Annotated in this window: 20 protein-coding genes; 1 reads left to right on the forward strand and 19 read right to left on the reverse strand. The window is 26.6% G+C overall.

Annotation, left to right across the window (positions count from 1 at the left end):
- Positions 1 to 23: 23 nt before the first annotated feature.
- From spoIIIAF to dapF, 19 genes are all read right to left on the reverse strand, one after another.
- A complete protein-coding gene (gene spoIIIAF, locus CLHOM_RS02610; protein ID WP_052220128.1) occupies positions 24 to 608 on the reverse strand; it encodes a stage III sporulation protein AF in 585 nt (194 codons plus the stop codon).
- Between the two features lie 11 nt (positions 609 to 619).
- On the reverse strand, positions 620 to 1,771 hold the full coding sequence (spoIIIAE, locus tag CLHOM_RS02615) for a stage III sporulation protein AE (RefSeq protein WP_052220129.1): 1,152 nt from the start codon (positions 1,769 to 1,771) through the stop codon (positions 620 to 622).
- A gap of 21 nt (positions 1,772 to 1,792) precedes the next feature.
- The gene (gene spoIIIAD, locus CLHOM_RS02620; protein WP_052220130.1) at positions 1,793 to 2,176 is read right to left on the reverse strand and encodes a stage III sporulation protein AD; all 384 of its coding nucleotides are present in this window, start codon (positions 2,174 to 2,176) and stop codon (positions 1,793 to 1,795) included.
- A 9-nt stretch (positions 2,177 to 2,185) separates the two neighbouring features.
- Complete coding sequence (spoIIIAC, locus tag CLHOM_RS02625) at positions 2,186 to 2,383, reverse strand: stage III sporulation protein AC (protein ID WP_052220131.1); 198 nt, start codon at positions 2,381 to 2,383, stop codon at positions 2,186 to 2,188.
- An 18-nt stretch (positions 2,384 to 2,401) separates the two neighbouring features.
- Positions 2,402 to 2,923 carry a stage III sporulation protein SpoIIIAB gene (spoIIIAB, locus tag CLHOM_RS02630; protein ID WP_052220132.1) on the reverse strand — a complete coding sequence of 174 codons (522 nt, stop codon included), beginning with the start codon at positions 2,921 to 2,923 and terminating at the stop codon, positions 2,402 to 2,404.
- Positions 2,924 to 2,925: 2 nt separating this feature from the next.
- Positions 2,926 to 3,849 (reverse strand): stage III sporulation protein AA, encoded by a 924-nt coding sequence (spoIIIAA, locus tag CLHOM_RS02635; RefSeq protein ID WP_052220133.1) that lies wholly within the window; start codon positions 3,847 to 3,849, stop codon positions 2,926 to 2,928.
- Positions 3,850 to 3,993: 144 nt separating this feature from the next.
- A complete protein-coding gene (locus CLHOM_RS02640) occupies positions 3,994 to 4,371 on the reverse strand; it encodes a CD1247 N-terminal domain-containing protein (protein WP_052220134.1) in 378 nt (125 codons plus the stop codon).
- A 29-nt stretch (positions 4,372 to 4,400) separates the two neighbouring features.
- Positions 4,401 to 4,958 carry an elongation factor P gene (gene efp, locus CLHOM_RS02645; RefSeq protein ID WP_052220135.1) on the reverse strand — a complete coding sequence of 186 codons (558 nt, stop codon included), beginning with the start codon at positions 4,956 to 4,958 and terminating at the stop codon, positions 4,401 to 4,403.
- Between the two features lie 160 nt (positions 4,959 to 5,118).
- Positions 5,119 to 5,538: a hypothetical protein gene (locus CLHOM_RS02650; protein WP_052220136.1), complete on the reverse strand. Its 420-nt coding sequence runs from the start codon at positions 5,536 to 5,538 to the stop codon at positions 5,119 to 5,121.
- On the reverse strand, positions 5,528 to 6,004 hold the full coding sequence (locus tag CLHOM_RS02655) for a hypothetical protein (RefSeq protein WP_052220137.1): 477 nt from the start codon (positions 6,002 to 6,004) through the stop codon (positions 5,528 to 5,530). Before CLHOM_RS02655 ends, CLHOM_RS02650 begins: the two co-directional genes overlap by 11 nt.
- Before the next feature lie 5 nt (positions 6,005 to 6,009).
- Positions 6,010 to 6,765, reverse strand: a complete 756-nt coding sequence (locus tag CLHOM_RS02660; protein ID WP_052220138.1) for a hypothetical protein — start codon at positions 6,763 to 6,765, stop codon at positions 6,010 to 6,012.
- 27 nt (positions 6,766 to 6,792) lie between these two features.
- The gene (locus tag CLHOM_RS02665; RefSeq protein WP_052220139.1) at positions 6,793 to 7,209 is read right to left on the reverse strand and encodes a hypothetical protein; all 417 of its coding nucleotides are present in this window, start codon (positions 7,207 to 7,209) and stop codon (positions 6,793 to 6,795) included.
- Complete coding sequence (locus tag CLHOM_RS02670; protein ID WP_052220140.1) at positions 7,173 to 7,643, reverse strand: prepilin-type N-terminal cleavage/methylation domain-containing protein; 471 nt, start codon at positions 7,641 to 7,643, stop codon at positions 7,173 to 7,175. The genes CLHOM_RS02665 and CLHOM_RS02670 overlap by 37 nt, the downstream gene beginning before the upstream one ends.
- A 1-nt stretch (position 7,644) precedes the next feature.
- Positions 7,645 to 8,106: a type II secretion system protein gene (locus CLHOM_RS02675; protein WP_052220141.1), complete on the reverse strand. Its 462-nt coding sequence runs from the start codon at positions 8,104 to 8,106 to the stop codon at positions 7,645 to 7,647.
- Complete coding sequence (locus CLHOM_RS02680) at positions 8,084 to 8,536, reverse strand: prepilin-type N-terminal cleavage/methylation domain-containing protein (RefSeq protein WP_074782784.1); 453 nt, start codon at positions 8,534 to 8,536, stop codon at positions 8,084 to 8,086. The genes CLHOM_RS02675 and CLHOM_RS02680 overlap by 23 nt, the downstream gene beginning before the upstream one ends.
- 37 nt (positions 8,537 to 8,573) lie before the next feature.
- Complete coding sequence (locus tag CLHOM_RS02685; RefSeq protein ID WP_052220143.1) at positions 8,574 to 8,966, reverse strand: type II secretion system protein; 393 nt, start codon at positions 8,964 to 8,966, stop codon at positions 8,574 to 8,576.
- An 18-nt stretch (positions 8,967 to 8,984) separates the two neighbouring features.
- The gene (locus CLHOM_RS02690; protein WP_052220144.1) at positions 8,985 to 10,184 is read right to left on the reverse strand and encodes a type II secretion system F family protein; all 1,200 of its coding nucleotides are present in this window, start codon (positions 10,182 to 10,184) and stop codon (positions 8,985 to 8,987) included.
- Positions 10,171 to 11,835: a GspE/PulE family protein gene (locus CLHOM_RS02695; protein WP_074782782.1), complete on the reverse strand. Its 1,665-nt coding sequence runs from the start codon at positions 11,833 to 11,835 to the stop codon at positions 10,171 to 10,173. The genes CLHOM_RS02690 and CLHOM_RS02695 overlap by 14 nt, the downstream gene beginning before the upstream one ends.
- Before the next feature lie 134 nt (positions 11,836 to 11,969).
- A complete protein-coding gene (dapF, locus tag CLHOM_RS02700) occupies positions 11,970 to 12,785 on the reverse strand; it encodes a diaminopimelate epimerase (protein WP_052220145.1) in 816 nt (271 codons plus the stop codon).
- 187 nt (positions 12,786 to 12,972) lie between these two features.
- Between dapF and CLHOM_RS02705 the strand changes: the two genes are divergently transcribed.
- Positions 12,973 to 14,706 (forward strand): Rqc2 family fibronectin-binding protein, encoded by a 1,734-nt coding sequence (locus CLHOM_RS02705; RefSeq protein WP_052220146.1) that lies wholly within the window; start codon positions 12,973 to 12,975, stop codon positions 14,704 to 14,706.
- The last annotated feature ends 31 nt before the right edge of the window (positions 14,707 to 14,737 follow it).

The raw sequence follows: 14,737 nt of genomic DNA on the forward strand, positions 1-14,737 counted from the left end.
AATTTCACCCCTTATTTTTTGTGCTACATTTTATAAACCATTATTTTTTGTTCATCAATATCTAATTCCTTGCTAATAAACTCAACTATAGTACTTTCTAGCTCTTTATTTAATGTTTCCTTGCTACTTACTTCTTTGCTATCTCCTATGTTTATCTTTTCAATCTTTCTTATGTTTCCTTCATTTACTCCAATTTTAATCCCTGATATTTCATATTTTCCCTCTTCCTCTTGGTAAACAGAATTTATGGTAACTTTGAATTTATATTTTTTAAATTTTTCTTCCAATTTTGATGAAATCATTTCTCCTAAATTACTTGAAAAAACTTCTGCTGTCTTTTCAATACTCGACTTTTTATATTTCTCATAATCTTCTTTAAACTTTTTCTCTTCAAAATACTTTGCAGCGGTATTTACATAGCTATTCATATTGAAATTTTTGTCATAAAATTTAATTAACGGATTTATTACAACAGTAATTAGTATTAAGCCTAAAATAAATTTTGCGTATTTTTTAGTAGAATTGTTAGGTAATATCAGCTCGACAGCTGTAATAAAAAAGATTGCAGTAGAAATATTTAGTATCCAGTTCTTAAGTGCATCTAGCATATTCTTCCCCCTTATAGACCTATAATACTCTTACCAGCTGATGCCATAATCGATATCATTATAAAAAACATTACTGAAACGCTTATTAAACTTGTCATTATTAAAACAAGTGAGTCTCCAGCAGCTGCTATGCATTTTACTAGTCTAGCATCACTAATTGGTTCAATTAATGCAGAAGTTAGCTTATATATAAATGACATTATTAATAGCTTAATTAAAGGAGAAACTATTATGATTATAAGAATTATCAATCCAATGCTACTAATAGCTCCTTTTAATAATAAGGAATATCCAGCTACAGTTGAGATAGCATCAGAAAGACTTTTGCCAATAAAAGGAACAAAGCTATCTATTGCAAACTTCATAGTTTTTTCTGCAACAGCATCTATTGTTGCACTAGTCATACTTCGTATAGTTGTAATCCCTATAAAAATTATCATTATTGTTCCTTGAATCCAAAGTATTGATTTATTCAATAACTTTGCAAGTTTGTCTACTTTATATTCTTGCGATATGTTATTAACAAATTGAATTACGAAGGATATACTAACCAGCGGAATGATTAAGTCCATAAAAACTCTAGCACTAATGTTAGTTACTCCAATAATTATTGGATCCATAATAGCGGCTTGAGTAAATCCCCCTACAGTTGCTAGAAGCATTAGTAATACAGGCATTAGTGCAGCCATAAAATCAGTCATATCTTTAATTGCTACTTTAGCTGTAGATACTCCTATATAAAATGTTTTTGCTATTAACACTATTAATAGTGCATAACAAGCATAGTAGGCTATATTAGATAGATTTCCATTGCTGAAGGCACTTTCCAGATTACTTAAGAATGCACAAATTATACAGATGATTATTATCATAGACATTATCTTTCCTGAGGCTACTACTTCCTTAAAAGCAAAACTTATTACTGCCTTTGCAATATTTTCAGCAGAGAATCCGCCAGTACCATTCTTTACATATTCCTTTACATAGGTCTTTATATCTACATCATTTAAGATTTCATATTTGGTTTTCATATTTGTTATGTAATTATAGAGTTCTTCTACTTCAACAGATTGATTTTCTGCAGGTCCTTTATCCAATGAAGTAGCTTGTACATTGATAGGTATTAAAAATAATAAAATTAAAATCAATATTACTTTTTTCATAATATTTCTCCTATTTGTTCTCTACATTATCTTAACTATTGCTTGAAGTACCGCCATAAGTATTGGTATGGCCAATACTAAAATAAGTATTTTACCTGCAAATTCTACTTTAGAAGCTAGGTTACCTTGACCTGCATCTTTACATATTTCACTACAAAATGATGCTAAGTATGCAATACCCAATATTTTAAAAACTATATTTAAATAAACAAAATCAATGTTGGCTTTTAAGGATAATTGTTGGAGCAGTTGTAGTATAGACGTAATTTTATCTAACATAAAGATGAATATAGCTATTCCTGCTGCTATGCTTATATGTATAGCTATATCATTCCTATGATCTTTAAAAGCAAGAACAATAAATAGCGTTATAAATGCAAATGAGACAACCTTTACGATTTCCATTTTGCCCTCCTATAATTGGAACATGGTTTTCACCGTACTAAAGAGCTTATTAATTAGATTTATAACCATCATAAGCACTATTACTATTCCAGCTAAATTTGTTATTACTGCATAATCCTTTTTCCCAGTTGATTCTAGAATTTTATCTAATATTATTATTAAAATACTTACTGCTGCTATTTTGAAAATCAAACTTACATCTAACATCTGATTACCTCCTTATGTTTAAATAATCATTATGACTACTATAGCTCCAAAGCTAAATCCCATATATCTATACATTTTAATGTTGTTTTTCATCACTTCTTCTGCACCTTCTAATTGATTTTCAAGTTTGTTGATTGTTAATGATATTATATTGTTTTGTCCTTCAATATCTGATTGTCCCAAGCTTTTTGATAAATCTAGAAGAATTTCATTGTCCGCTTCCTTTAAATTTAAAATATTTTTATTCATATCTAGAGCTTTCGTAAATGCTTGAAAAACATTTTCTACCTTGTTTTCATATAAAAGTTCAGAAATATCTTTAAATAATTTATTTATAGGCTTATTACTTTTACTAGAAACATTTTCAAATATTTCAGGTAAAGTTGAATGAGTGTATATTATCTCACTCTTTAATTGATAAAGTGCTTGTTCAATTTCCTTTAACTGCTGAAATCTCTTTTTAAGATTTTCTCCTAAAATAAACCCCATTAGGGTGCTTCCAATTAGCACCAAAGCACATCCTAATATTTTTAAATACACAATTATCTCCTCCAAAGTTTCTCTTTATTATTCAAGTTATAAACTTGTTCTATGGTTCCAGCTCCCTCTCTACTGTTCAATATAATTGCCCTTTCAAACACCTTATTTTCTAATATTTCTTTAAATACAGCTCTTTTTTCCAAATCTTCAATACCATATCCATGTATTGTAGTGATTAATTTAACTCCTGAGTTCATTGCCATAAGGACACTTTCTACATCCTTTAAGGTTCCTAATTCATCACAGATAATTACATCTGGAGCCATACTTCTAATAGCCATCATAATTCCTTCACTTTTCATACAATTGTCTAAAATATCAGTTCTAATACCAATATTCATCTGGGGAATTCCATTATAACAACTTCCGATTTCACTTCTTTCATCAATAACACATACTTTCATTCCCCGAAAATTTTTATCTGATAATCTAAAGCCATCAGATAAATTTCTACTAATATCTCTAATTAAAGTTGTTTTCCCGCATTTAGGAGGAGATATTATTATAGTATTTACTAGCTTTTCTTTATCAAAAAAATATTGCATCACCTTATTTGAACATCCAATTACCTCTCTTGAAATTCTAATATTTAATGAACCGATGCTTTTTATTGTTTTAACTTTATAATTTTCAATTACACAAGTTCCGCAAATCCCAACTCTATGTCCACCTTTTATTGTCAAATATCCTTGTTTAATTTCTTCTTCAAAAGCATAAATAGAATATCCGCTAATTCTCTGAAGAATTGTATTTAGATTTTCTTTTGTAATAATATAGTCTAAAATATTTTCTTTATTCCCAGAATAAATAATAAGCGGCTTATTTACTTTTAATCTAATTTCTTGAAGGTTGTTTAAATCTTTTAGCTTTTCTATAATTGCTGTAATAGAAATAGGTAAAATATCAAATATATCTTTAGTGTTCATTTTTCTTATCCTCCTTTCTTAATAAATTTTTATTTACTCTATAGTTTATTTATGACTAAAATCAAAAAATAAAAAAAGAATATCTTATTAAAAAATATTCTTTTATAAAAATATGTAGGCAAAAGCCTACATACTTTAATCATATTAATTTTTTATACTAATATTATTATGACAATTTGGGCAAATAATGCTTTTCTCACTATTAATAAGTTCTTTCTCTACAGCTAAGATTTCACCACATTCACTACACTTTATGTCCACATAATCAAAGGGATCAAATTCCTCTTCTTCTTCTTCAAATCCATAGATTTCATCTTCCATATTTCCTAAGTTTTCATCTAAGATTGTTACGTATTCATTTATTTCCCCTTGAATATTTTCCATTTTTTCTATTCTATTGGCCATTTCTTCTATAATACCGGTAAGCTTAATTAATATGTCTTTCTCTTCGGAATTAGCAAATTGACCAATTTTATCAATAGCTGTTTTTACCGACTCTATTTGGGACATTAGAGAACTCATTATAACACTTCCTTTAGGATAGTCTTTAACTAGACTCTTTCCATGTATGCTCCATTTCTTGTATCTACTCTAATTGTTTCTCCCTCATTTACAAATAAAGGAACTCCAACTACAGCACCTGTTTCTAATTTTGCAGGTTTTAAAGTATTAGTAGCTGTATTTCCTTTAACACCTGGCTCGCATTCTACTATAAGTAATTCAACAAAGTTAGGTGCTTCAACAGAAAAAGCACTTCCTTTATAAAACTTAATTACAGCAAACATGTTTTCTTTTAAGTATTTAATTGCTTCTTCTACTTGTTCAAAGCTTAATGGAATTTGTTCAAAAGTTTCTTGATCCATAAAGTAGTATAACTCACCATCACTGTATAAATATTGCATTTCTTTTCTTTCAATTACTGCCTCTTGAAGCTTAGCAGTTGGGTTAAAAGTAGTTTCTGTAACCCCTCCATTAATTACGTTTCTAAGCTTAGTTCTTACGAAAGCTGCACCTTTACCAGGTTTAACATGTAAGAACTCAATTACAGTAAATACTTGTCCATCTAACTCAAAAGTAGTTCCTTTTCTTATATCTCCAGCTGAAATCATTATGTATCCCTCCACTATTCAATTATATTATTATTATAACCCTAAAATTCATATTAATACCAGACTATTTAATTGACCAATGATATTTTATCAAAACTTGCGAATATTTGCAAATACATTTATTATTATTTACAAATTTTATATATTGATTAACATTATTTTATTTTTTTACTGAGTAAAAGTTTATGTCTAAAATTCCAGTGTATGTTTTATCTTCATTCTTTTTTAATTCTATTTTATCTACACTATGTATATCATTATTTAATTTAATACTTTCCATAAAATTATTAAGCAGTAATAGTTCTCCTTGAAATTCTATAATTACATTAATTAAATCATTATCCATAGTACTATTAGATATTTTTTTAACTTTTAGATATTTTTTATCTACAATTGACTCTAAAATATCACTAAAACTTTTAGGCTCTCTTTCAATTGTAACTGCAGAATAACATTCCTGCTCAATCTTCTCTTCCCTATTTATAATTTCACTTTTTTCAAAATAATTTAGGATCAAAGATAAAGTGAAAAATAAAACTATTAAAGTCAGTTTAATATAATTATTCCGATTATTTTTCATTTTTTATAACCTCTAATTCCATGATTAAATTCACTTTATTGTCACTGCTATCTTCCATATGTAAATTTAAGACTTTAAAATTTTTTTCATAATAGTTTATTAAATTAGCAGCTTTAGCACTATCAATTAAATAATTTTCAATTTTTATTACATTGTTCTCAACCATTAACTTATCAAAATCATAGGATTCTTTATTTTCCTTAAGCATATTAGTAATATTCATATATGTATTAATGCTTCTGCTAATATTATTTTTGTCCATTGTTAAATTATTAAATACAGCTTTATTTCTACTGCTTTCAATAATTAGATTTAATTCCTTAATCTGATTCCTAAATGAATATAGCCTAAATAAAAATATCAATAAGACTAATAATAAGCTTAAATAAAAACTTCTATCTATATTTTTTGCTCTTTTATATAAATTTGTCCTTTGTTCAATAGACAAAAAGTTATATTCATCCATAACAATTATTTTCTCCTATTTTCAATGTAGTACCCGATTATTTCTTCTTCAGTAATGCTTCCTAGATTTATTACATTGATATTAATTTTATCTTTTTCAAAATCTAGTTTTAAATATTTCTCTATAATCTTTTGATCTAAATTTATAGAATAGACCTTAGTAAAAATGCAATTATAGACTTTCATTTTATTTATTATAAAGATAAGACTAGATAAAAGATTTTCTTCTGTGGTAATTTGATTACTTAACAGCCTTTTATCACAGAAGTATAAAGTATATATGCTGCTATTATGTTTAATTATTACAATGTAGTCTTTTTCTACAATGCTCTTTTGGTAGTATTTAATATACCACAGTTGAATTAAATTAACTTTTTTAATCTGAAATTTATTCTTTTGTAAATTTCTAATTCTATTTTTATGGCAATTTATACAATATAGAATTATTTCTATTTCCTTATTATTACTTTCCCATTTACTATAAGTATAGTAGATATCTTGTGTATTTTTACCATATAGGTAATTTAGCTTATTCATAATTATTGAGTTAATATTATTATTACTTGTATTAGGAAGTAATAGCTTCTTTATATGTATTTCTTCGTTCTCTAACAAAATATATAGATTTTCCTTATTTATCTCTTTATCTAAACTTGTGATATCGTCTACGTTCTTCACTTCTTCTATCTTGTTCTTACTGTTAACAGTATAAATATTAATAATATTGCTACCAACTGTAATTACTTTGTCTTTTATAAACATTTTTTACTCCTGATCTCTTTTTAAAATCTACATTTCAAATTTAATTTTATTCTCTTTAATAATATAACTATATTTTTCAATTATTCTAGAATTGTCTTCACTTACCAAAGTAAGTATTATTTTTTTATCCTTTTCATTATACTCCAAATAAGAAGCATTATAGTATATTCTTCCGGCAGATTTTAACGCTTCCTGAAGAATACTATCTTCTATAAGCTCCGCTGTTATATAATCATAGGAATAATTAACTAGTTTACTTAAAAGATAAACTCTAACCTCTTCTTTTTTACTTTCTTTAGTCAATACATTAATCCAAGTACTATTGTATCTATTTTTCATTATTTCTAGCTTTAATGTAAAAAATATTAATGAAAATATTATACTTAAAATTAATAATGTATAGATAGTTACAAAGCCTTTACTATTTTTTTTGAGCCAAAACATCTTTCATATTTCTCCCCATTTAAAGTGAATATAGATAAATACACCAAATTAGCATTATAGCTAATATTTAAATCTTTTATATCATCTACAACAGTGTTTGTTGTAATCTTGCTAGTAAGTGCTTTATAATAGGAAATTACAATTTTATTGTTTCCATTAGTCATTTTATAAAGCTTTAAGGTATTTTTATCACCATTAATCTTTTCAAATAAAATCTTATCATCATAAACCTTAATAGTTTTATTATTAAAATCATTTATCTCCCCTTCTATAAATCTTAAAGCCTCCCTAGAATAAACTTCATTTCTATTTGATTTAATAAATTCTTTAAATGTGTAGACTTCTTGAGAAAAAATTTTAATTTCTATTAAAATAACCATAAATACTATTGCCAATGAAATAATTAGCTCCATTAGCGTAAATCCCTTTTTCAAGCTAAAAGTCTCCTTTAGTAAATCTAAAATTTAAACTTTCTTCTTTATTAGTTCTCATATATACATAAAATAAATCAATAATTATAATATTTTCATCAGTAAGATTGAACGAAAGCTTTAAATAAGGATATGCTTCCTGCTTATCTGAAAGAATATCAATAAGCCCATTTGTGTTTAATTTCTCTAAATTCAAATTAGTTTTATTAATATAAAAAATTTTCTCACTTGCTGCTTTATTGTAATTTAAAAAATTAATTAGCTCCTCATAGCTATAATGGAATTTAAAATTATTGCATACAGCCTCTACAAAGCAAAGCCTATTAACCATATCAATATTCTGTTTTTTTAAATTATAATATTTATATTGATAACTAATTAAATACGAAGTTAAAATAAGCAAAATAGAAAGACTACATATTACTTCAATGAGGCTGTAGCCCTTATTTCTCTTTAATTTGGACATATTCTGTACCTACTCTTATTGTTATAGAATTTATATCTCCTTCTAAATTAGCATATTTTATTGTGCAGGCCTTTGTTAGTATACCTAGATTATTAATTTCTATGATTTTATTAAAGGTTTCAGTGTTTAGGAATTTAAAGCCTTTTGGTATCTCAAAAGCTTCCACTTTAACATTATTGCAAAAAAATTTAATAGTCCCATTGTCTTCGAAAAGTAGATATCCACCTTTATTTTTTTCTTTACAATACTTCGTAGAATTACTAAAAATATTTAAAATATAATTATTATAATAATCAACACTTACATTATTAGTTAGTGAACTATTAAGTTTAAGAATACCAGTTATTGAAAAGCTTGCAATGAATAATAGAATGCCAATACAAATAATACACTCCATAAGCGTAAAGCCACTTCTTTTATACTTAATCATAGTAAATTTAATAATATAACCTATTTTAGCCTTTTAATTATTTAGGATATATTTGTGTACCTCCAGAATCTTTTACAGTGAAAGAATTACTCGATGTTGTATTAAAGTTTATTGAATACCCTTTTTCATCGACCTTATAGCTTATAGTAACTTCACCAGCATTATTAGCCACATCAACTAAGTCGATACCTAGTAAACTTTTTACTGAAGTAGTTAGTTTAGTCTTATCAAATTGTTCATTTCCACTTGTGTAACTTTCCATTGCCGCCATATATATTTGTCTTCCAGTATCTACAACCTTTAAAACCTGAGCCTTTGAACTATATCCATTTAATTTTGGCATTAGTAAACTTGAAATTACTAAAATAATTGACATAACTAGTATTAATTCTATTAAAGTAAAGCCTTTTCTTTTTTTATTCAAAGTCATAATTTCCCTCCAATTTTCCTAAAATATATCTAATGAATACATTGAGTCTATTATAGGAATAAATATATTCATTACAATTGCTGAGACAATAAAACCTACTACAATAATTACTACTGGCTCAATTTGTTTTGATATTTTATTTATAAACTCATTTATATTTATTTCATTTATCTCCAAAACAACTTTCAGCATTTCTTCTAAGGAACCTGCCTCCTCCCCAATTCTAACCATAGAAAGAAATATTCCATGAAATAAATTGCTTTTTTCTAAGGATTGGGATAAACTTTCGCCTTGATTTACTGAATAAATTATATTTTTATACTTTTCCTTTAAAAAATTATCTTTTGTGCTTTCTTCAATAATCTCCAGTGAGTTTACTATTGAAACACCACTACCTATTAAAATGTAAAATTCATTTGAAAACTTCATTTGATTTATTTCTAAAAATACTTTTTTGATTATTGGTATTTTATATTTATAACTCTGAAAAAAGCCTTTATATTTATTCTGTTTTATTAGCAAATATAAAAGTAATGTACAAGCTAGTAAGCCAAATTTGAATTCAAAGGATGAGAATATGGTATTTAATTTTAAAAGTGTTTCAAGGTTACTAGGCAGCTTATTAGTCATATCACTAATTGCCAAGGCTAAATTGGGCAGCACCTTTGTAAATATTATAAAAATAAATACTATTGAGATTATGAAAATCATTATTGGGTATATAGCTGCAGACTTTAATCTCTTATTTAACTTATATTTAGCTAAATAATATTTGCTTAAATTGGATAATACTTTTTCTAATCGTCCGCTTTTTTCTCCTACTTCTATAATTTCAAGCATAAATGCTGGAAATATTTCTGGGAACAAACTCATGCTTTTATGTATACTGTACCCTTTATAGATCATTTCTTCTAATTCTAGAAGGCAATTTTTTAAATATTTATTTATTTTATCCTCTCTAATAATTCTCAGAGCTTCTAAAATATTAATACCACAGTTAAGCATCTCTGAAAGTTGTTTGCAAAACATAGCAATATCTTTATGTGAGACCTTTGTTTTGGTATTTTTGATTAATTTTTTTTCAGAATTTTTATACTTGATTAAGAACAAACCATTTTCATGTATTATTTTGAATAACTGTTTTTCATCATTAGCTAAGCAATTATCCTTTATAATATTTCCGTTAAGATCAATTGCTTTATAACTATATTTCTTCATAGTAAACCCTCGTCATTTCTTCAATTGATGTTATTCCCTTCCTTATTAAATCCTTTATACTATTGTCTAATGTATCAATTGAATTATATATTTCAGTTTTGCTTTTGTTTAAATAACTTTGAGTATTTTTTATTACTTTTTTATACTTATCATCAATAGTTAATAATTCAAAAGCTGCAACTCTCCCTACATATCCAATATGATCACAATGCTTACATCCAGTTTTTCTATAAATTTTATCTGTGGGTTTAATTTTAAGATAATGCCTCTCTTTCTCAGAAGGATAATAAGCTTCTTTGCACTTTGGGCATAATTTTCTTAATAATCTTTGAGATATTACAGCAATAATAGAATCTGCAACTAAATAATCAGGAACTCCCATATCAATCAATCTTACGGCTGCTTCATAAGTTGTATTAGTATGCAATGTAGATAATACTAAATGTCCTGTAATACCAGCTTTAATAGCTATTTTTGCAGTTTCTTCGTCTCGTATTTCACCTATCATTATTACATCTGGATCAAGTCTTAAAAGGCTTCTAAGGCCTGTAGAAAAGCTCAATCCAGCTTTATAGTTAACATTTATTTGATTGATACCAGGAATTATGTACTCTATTGGATCTTCAATGGTAACTATATTTTTATCATTACAATTAATCTCATTAATTAACGCACATAAGGTAGTAGATTTACCACTTCCTGTAGGAGCGGCAACCAATATTAACCCACTTTTGTTTTTTAATATATTCTTCAGCTTACTTTTCTGCTCTTCACAAATCACAATCTTATCTAAATCACATAAGTTATCATTTCTATATAAAAATCTAAATACAATTTTTTCTCCAAATAAAGTTGGCATAGTTGCTACTCTAATATCTAGGTAGATTTTTTCATACTGATATTCCAGCTTACCATCTTGCGGTATCATCTTTTTTGAGATATCTAAGTTAGCTTTGACTTTGATTCTTGCACATACTGCAGGATATATATTCTTAGGAATTGTCATTTTATTAACTAATATTCCGTCAATTCTAAATCTAACTAATACACCTTCCTGCTGTGGATCTAAATGGACATCACTGGCTTTTCTTAAAATCGCTTCATTAATTATGGTATCTGTTAGTTTAATTACAGGCTCATCTTGCCCATTATTAGAATTTACTTTTTCTTTATACTTAACTAAAGAACCTTTTTTCTTAATATCTCTAATTGATTCTTCTATGATTTTCTTTTGATAATAATATTCAATAAAAAACAATATCCTATCTTTCTTCTCAAAAAACGGGATAATTTCCTTATTAGTCATAAAGCTAATATCATCTATAATGTTTATATTTAAAGGATTATTCATAGCTACATAAAGTTTATTTCCTTCTAGCTTAAAAGGCATAATACAATAGTTATTTACAGTTTCTTTATTAAGAAATTTTAATACTACTTCTTCTATTTTTACTTCATCTAAGCTAACCCTTGGGATTTTAAATTTACTTTCTAATATTTCATATAGCTTTTCTTTTCCTATAAAATCATTATTTATTAATAAACTATCCAAAGAGCTTTCCATATTTTTATTATTAAAAAGCACTGTTTCAGCTCTAGATTTGTCTACTAATCCCTCTTCTACTAAAGCGTTTATAAGCCTAGATTCCATGTAAACCTCCTACAACTTACCAATAATTAAACAGTTTATGGAAATTATAGACACATTTTATTTTAAATAATCAAAAAATAAAAAAATCTTGTTAAAAATAACAAGATTTTTTTTTTAAGATTTGGGTTCGCTGCTTAGATTTGTCCTTTAAATACTGTAACCGCAGGTCCAGTCATAAATATTCCATTATCACTAATTTTAATTTGCATTTCTCCACCTGGTACTTGAACTTTTACATCTTTTTCTGTAAGTCCAATAAGATTTGAAGCTATTACAGCAGCACAACTTCCTGTACCACAGGCTAGGGTTGGACCTGCTCCTCTTTCCCAGGTTTTTACCTTTATATTATTCTTATCAATTACTTCACAGAAATTTACATTGGTTCCTTTTGGAAATAGATTATACTTTTCTATTGCTTTACCCTCGTTAATGTCCACTTCATCTAATTTTGATATAATAACTGTATGAGGAACTCCCATTAGCATAGAAATTATTTCATATTCCTTATTTCCAACCACTATTTTTTTATTAATTATTGTGTCTTCAGATTCTGCTGGTATATCTTTTGGATTTAGAGAATAGTTACCCATATCTATAGTTACATTAGCTGCTCCATTTTTATCTAGATTTACATCAGCTATCTTTATCCCATCTCCAGTTTCAATTTTTATATTATTATCACTTACCAGCTTTTCATCTAAAACATACTTTGCAAAGCATCTTATACCATTTCCGCACATTGCCGCATAAGAGCCATCAGCATTTATAATCTCCATTTTGATATCAGCAACTTCACTTTTTCTTACAAATAAAATACCATCTGCTCCTATTCCAAATCTTCTATCACATAATTTTTGTGCAAATTTATCCTGCTCATTTAATAATTTTAAATCAAAATCTTCTATAACAATAAAGTCATTACCTGTTCCTTGCATCTTTGTAAACTTCAAGTTTTCAACCCCCTATTCCACCTGTAAATGCTATAATTATATTACTTTAATTAGTTTATTCAGTCAATACGATTATCTTTTGTAATATTGATTATTATCTTTGTTGATAATATACTATTAACAGTACCTTATATGGTGTATGCTTTATTTTAAGTATACTATCATATAATTTAGAAAGGATGATAGTATGGCTCTAGACGGAGTTTTCCTACGCAGTATAGTTAACGAATTAAATAATAAAATTTTGAATGGCAAGGTAGATAAAGTTAACCAACCTGAATCTGATGAAATAATATTAAGTATACGTAATGGTAAAGAAAACTATAAACTACTAATCAGTTCAAGCTCTAATTACCCTCGACTACATTTTACCAATATGAATAAACAAAATCCACTAAAAGCTCCTATGTTTTGTATGGTATTAAGAAAATATTTGACTAGTGCAAAAATCATCAATATAAAACAATTAGATTTGGATAGAATTGTTACAATAGATTTCGAAAGTACAGATGAACTTGGTTTTGATAGTGTTTATTCACTTGCTATAGAAATTATGGGCAGACATAGCAATATAACTCTAATAAGACATAGAGATATGCTGGTAATGGACTGTATTAAACATATTTCTCCTGACCTTAATTCATATAGAACTGTTTTACCAGGGATTAAATACATTTTCCCACCTAAATCAAATAAACTCAATCCTCTGGGTTATGAAATATCCGAGGTTAAATCTTTTATCAATGACAATGATATTAATTTTACGGAAACTTTTTTCTCAAATATCTTTACCGGAATTGGGAAAATACTATCTAAAGAGATTGTGCATAATCTTAATCAATTGAATATATTTTTTTATAAAGATAATTTAGTACAAATCTCTAATTATTTCAAAACTGTAATGTTAGATATAAAAAGCAATACATTTAATTTTTATGAATATAAAGATGGAAATAAATTATTAGATTTTTACTGTATTCCATTAAACTCTATGGCTTCCTTAGATAAAATCAGTTATTCCTCTCCATCTAATTTACTGGAAGATTTCTATTATATTAAAGATAAGGTTGATAGACTTAAAGCTGCCAGTTCTGACCTAATAAAAATAGTTACTAATAATGTAAATAGATGCACAAAAAAACACAAAATTCTAACTTCTACCTTAAAGGAATGCGAGGATAAAGAAAAATATAAACTTTATGGTGAATTATTAACAGCAAATATTTATGCAATAGAAAAAGGAATGAAGGAAATTGAAGTAATCAATTATTACAGTGACGCTTTTGATAAAATTTCTATAAGCTTAGATGTAAATAAAACTCCTTCACAAAACGTTCAATCCTATTACAAAAGATATAATAAATTAAAAAAATCTGAAGAGTCTGCAAAAGATCAAATTAATCAAAATGAAGAAGAATTAGAATACCTAAATTCAGTATTAACTAATATTCACAATGTAGATAATTATAATGAAATTGAAGATATAAAGAAAGAGCTAATTGAAACTGGTTATATAAAATTTAAGAAGTCTAATAAAAATAATAAAACTAAACTGTCCAAACCAATGCATTATATATCTAGCGATGGTTTTGATATTTATGTTGGAAAAAATAATATACAAAATGATTATCTAAGTTTAAAGTTTGCAAATAAAAATGATATATGGCTTCATACTAAAAACATACCTGGTTCACATGTTGTAATTAAAGCCAATGGCAAGATACCAAGTAAAACCCTAGAAGAAGCTGCAAACTTAGCTGCTTATTACAGTAAGTCTAAAAATTCTTCTAATGTCCCAGTAGATTATACAGAAATTAAAAATCTAAAAAAACCTAATGGGGCGAAACCAGGAATGGTAATATACTACACTAATCAAACTATATATATAACTCCACAGGAACCTAATTTAAAAAAAGTCTAAATGTAACCTTAATGTAATAAAAGTTGGTTTG

Source organism: Clostridium homopropionicum DSM 5847 (genome assembly GCF_001263795.1).
In the GTDB taxonomy this organism is placed as follows: Bacteria; Bacillota; Clostridia; order Clostridiales; family Clostridiaceae; genus Clostridium_H; species Clostridium_H homopropionicum.

Excerpts from the sequence above, each read along its gene's own strand:
- CLHOM_RS02685 (WP_052220143.1), bottom strand. The coding sequence starts at position 8,966 with ATGACTTTGAATAAAAAAAGAAAAGGCTTTACTTTAATAGAATTAATA.
- efp (WP_052220135.1), bottom strand. The coding sequence starts at position 4,958 with ATGATTTCAGCTGGAGATATAAGAAAAGGAACTACTTTTGAGTTAGAT.
- spoIIIAA (WP_052220133.1), bottom strand. The coding sequence starts at position 3,849 with ATGAACACTAAAGATATATTTGATATTTTACCTATTTCTATTACAGCA.
- CLHOM_RS02675 (WP_052220141.1), bottom strand. The coding sequence starts at position 8,106 with ATGTCCAAATTAAAGAGAAATAAGGGCTACAGCCTCATTGAAGTAATA.
- spoIIIAC (WP_052220131.1), bottom strand. The coding sequence starts at position 2,383 with ATGTTAGATGTAAGTTTGATTTTCAAAATAGCAGCAGTAAGTATTTTA.
- CLHOM_RS02660 (WP_052220138.1), bottom strand. The coding sequence starts at position 6,765 with ATGTTTATAAAAGACAAAGTAATTACAGTTGGTAGCAATATTATTAAT.
- CLHOM_RS02665 (WP_052220139.1), bottom strand. The coding sequence starts at position 7,209 with ATGTTTTGGCTCAAAAAAAATAGTAAAGGCTTTGTAACTATCTATACA.
- CLHOM_RS02680 (WP_074782784.1), bottom strand. The coding sequence starts at position 8,536 with ATGATTAAGTATAAAAGAAGTGGCTTTACGCTTATGGAGTGTATTATT.
- spoIIIAF (WP_052220128.1), bottom strand. The coding sequence starts at position 608 with ATGCTAGATGCACTTAAGAACTGGATACTAAATATTTCTACTGCAATC.
- spoIIIAE (WP_052220129.1), bottom strand. The coding sequence starts at position 1,771 with ATGAAAAAAGTAATATTGATTTTAATTTTATTATTTTTAATACCTATC.
- CLHOM_RS02655 (WP_052220137.1), bottom strand. The coding sequence starts at position 6,004 with ATGGATGAATATAACTTTTTGTCTATTGAACAAAGGACAAATTTATAT.
- CLHOM_RS02705 (WP_052220146.1), top strand. The coding sequence starts at position 12,973 with ATGGCTCTAGACGGAGTTTTCCTACGCAGTATAGTTAACGAATTAAAT.
- CLHOM_RS02695 (WP_074782782.1), bottom strand. The coding sequence starts at position 11,835 with ATGGAATCTAGGCTTATAAACGCTTTAGTAGAAGAGGGATTAGTAGAC.
- CLHOM_RS02690 (WP_052220144.1), bottom strand. The coding sequence starts at position 10,184 with ATGAAGAAATATAGTTATAAAGCAATTGATCTTAACGGAAATATTATA.
- spoIIIAD (WP_052220130.1), bottom strand. The coding sequence starts at position 2,176 with ATGGAAATCGTAAAGGTTGTCTCATTTGCATTTATAACGCTATTTATT.
- CLHOM_RS02650 (WP_052220136.1), bottom strand. The coding sequence starts at position 5,538 with ATGAAAAATAATCGGAATAATTATATTAAACTGACTTTAATAGTTTTA.
- CLHOM_RS02640 (WP_052220134.1), bottom strand. The coding sequence starts at position 4,371 with ATGAGTTCTCTAATGTCCCAAATAGAGTCGGTAAAAACAGCTATTGAT.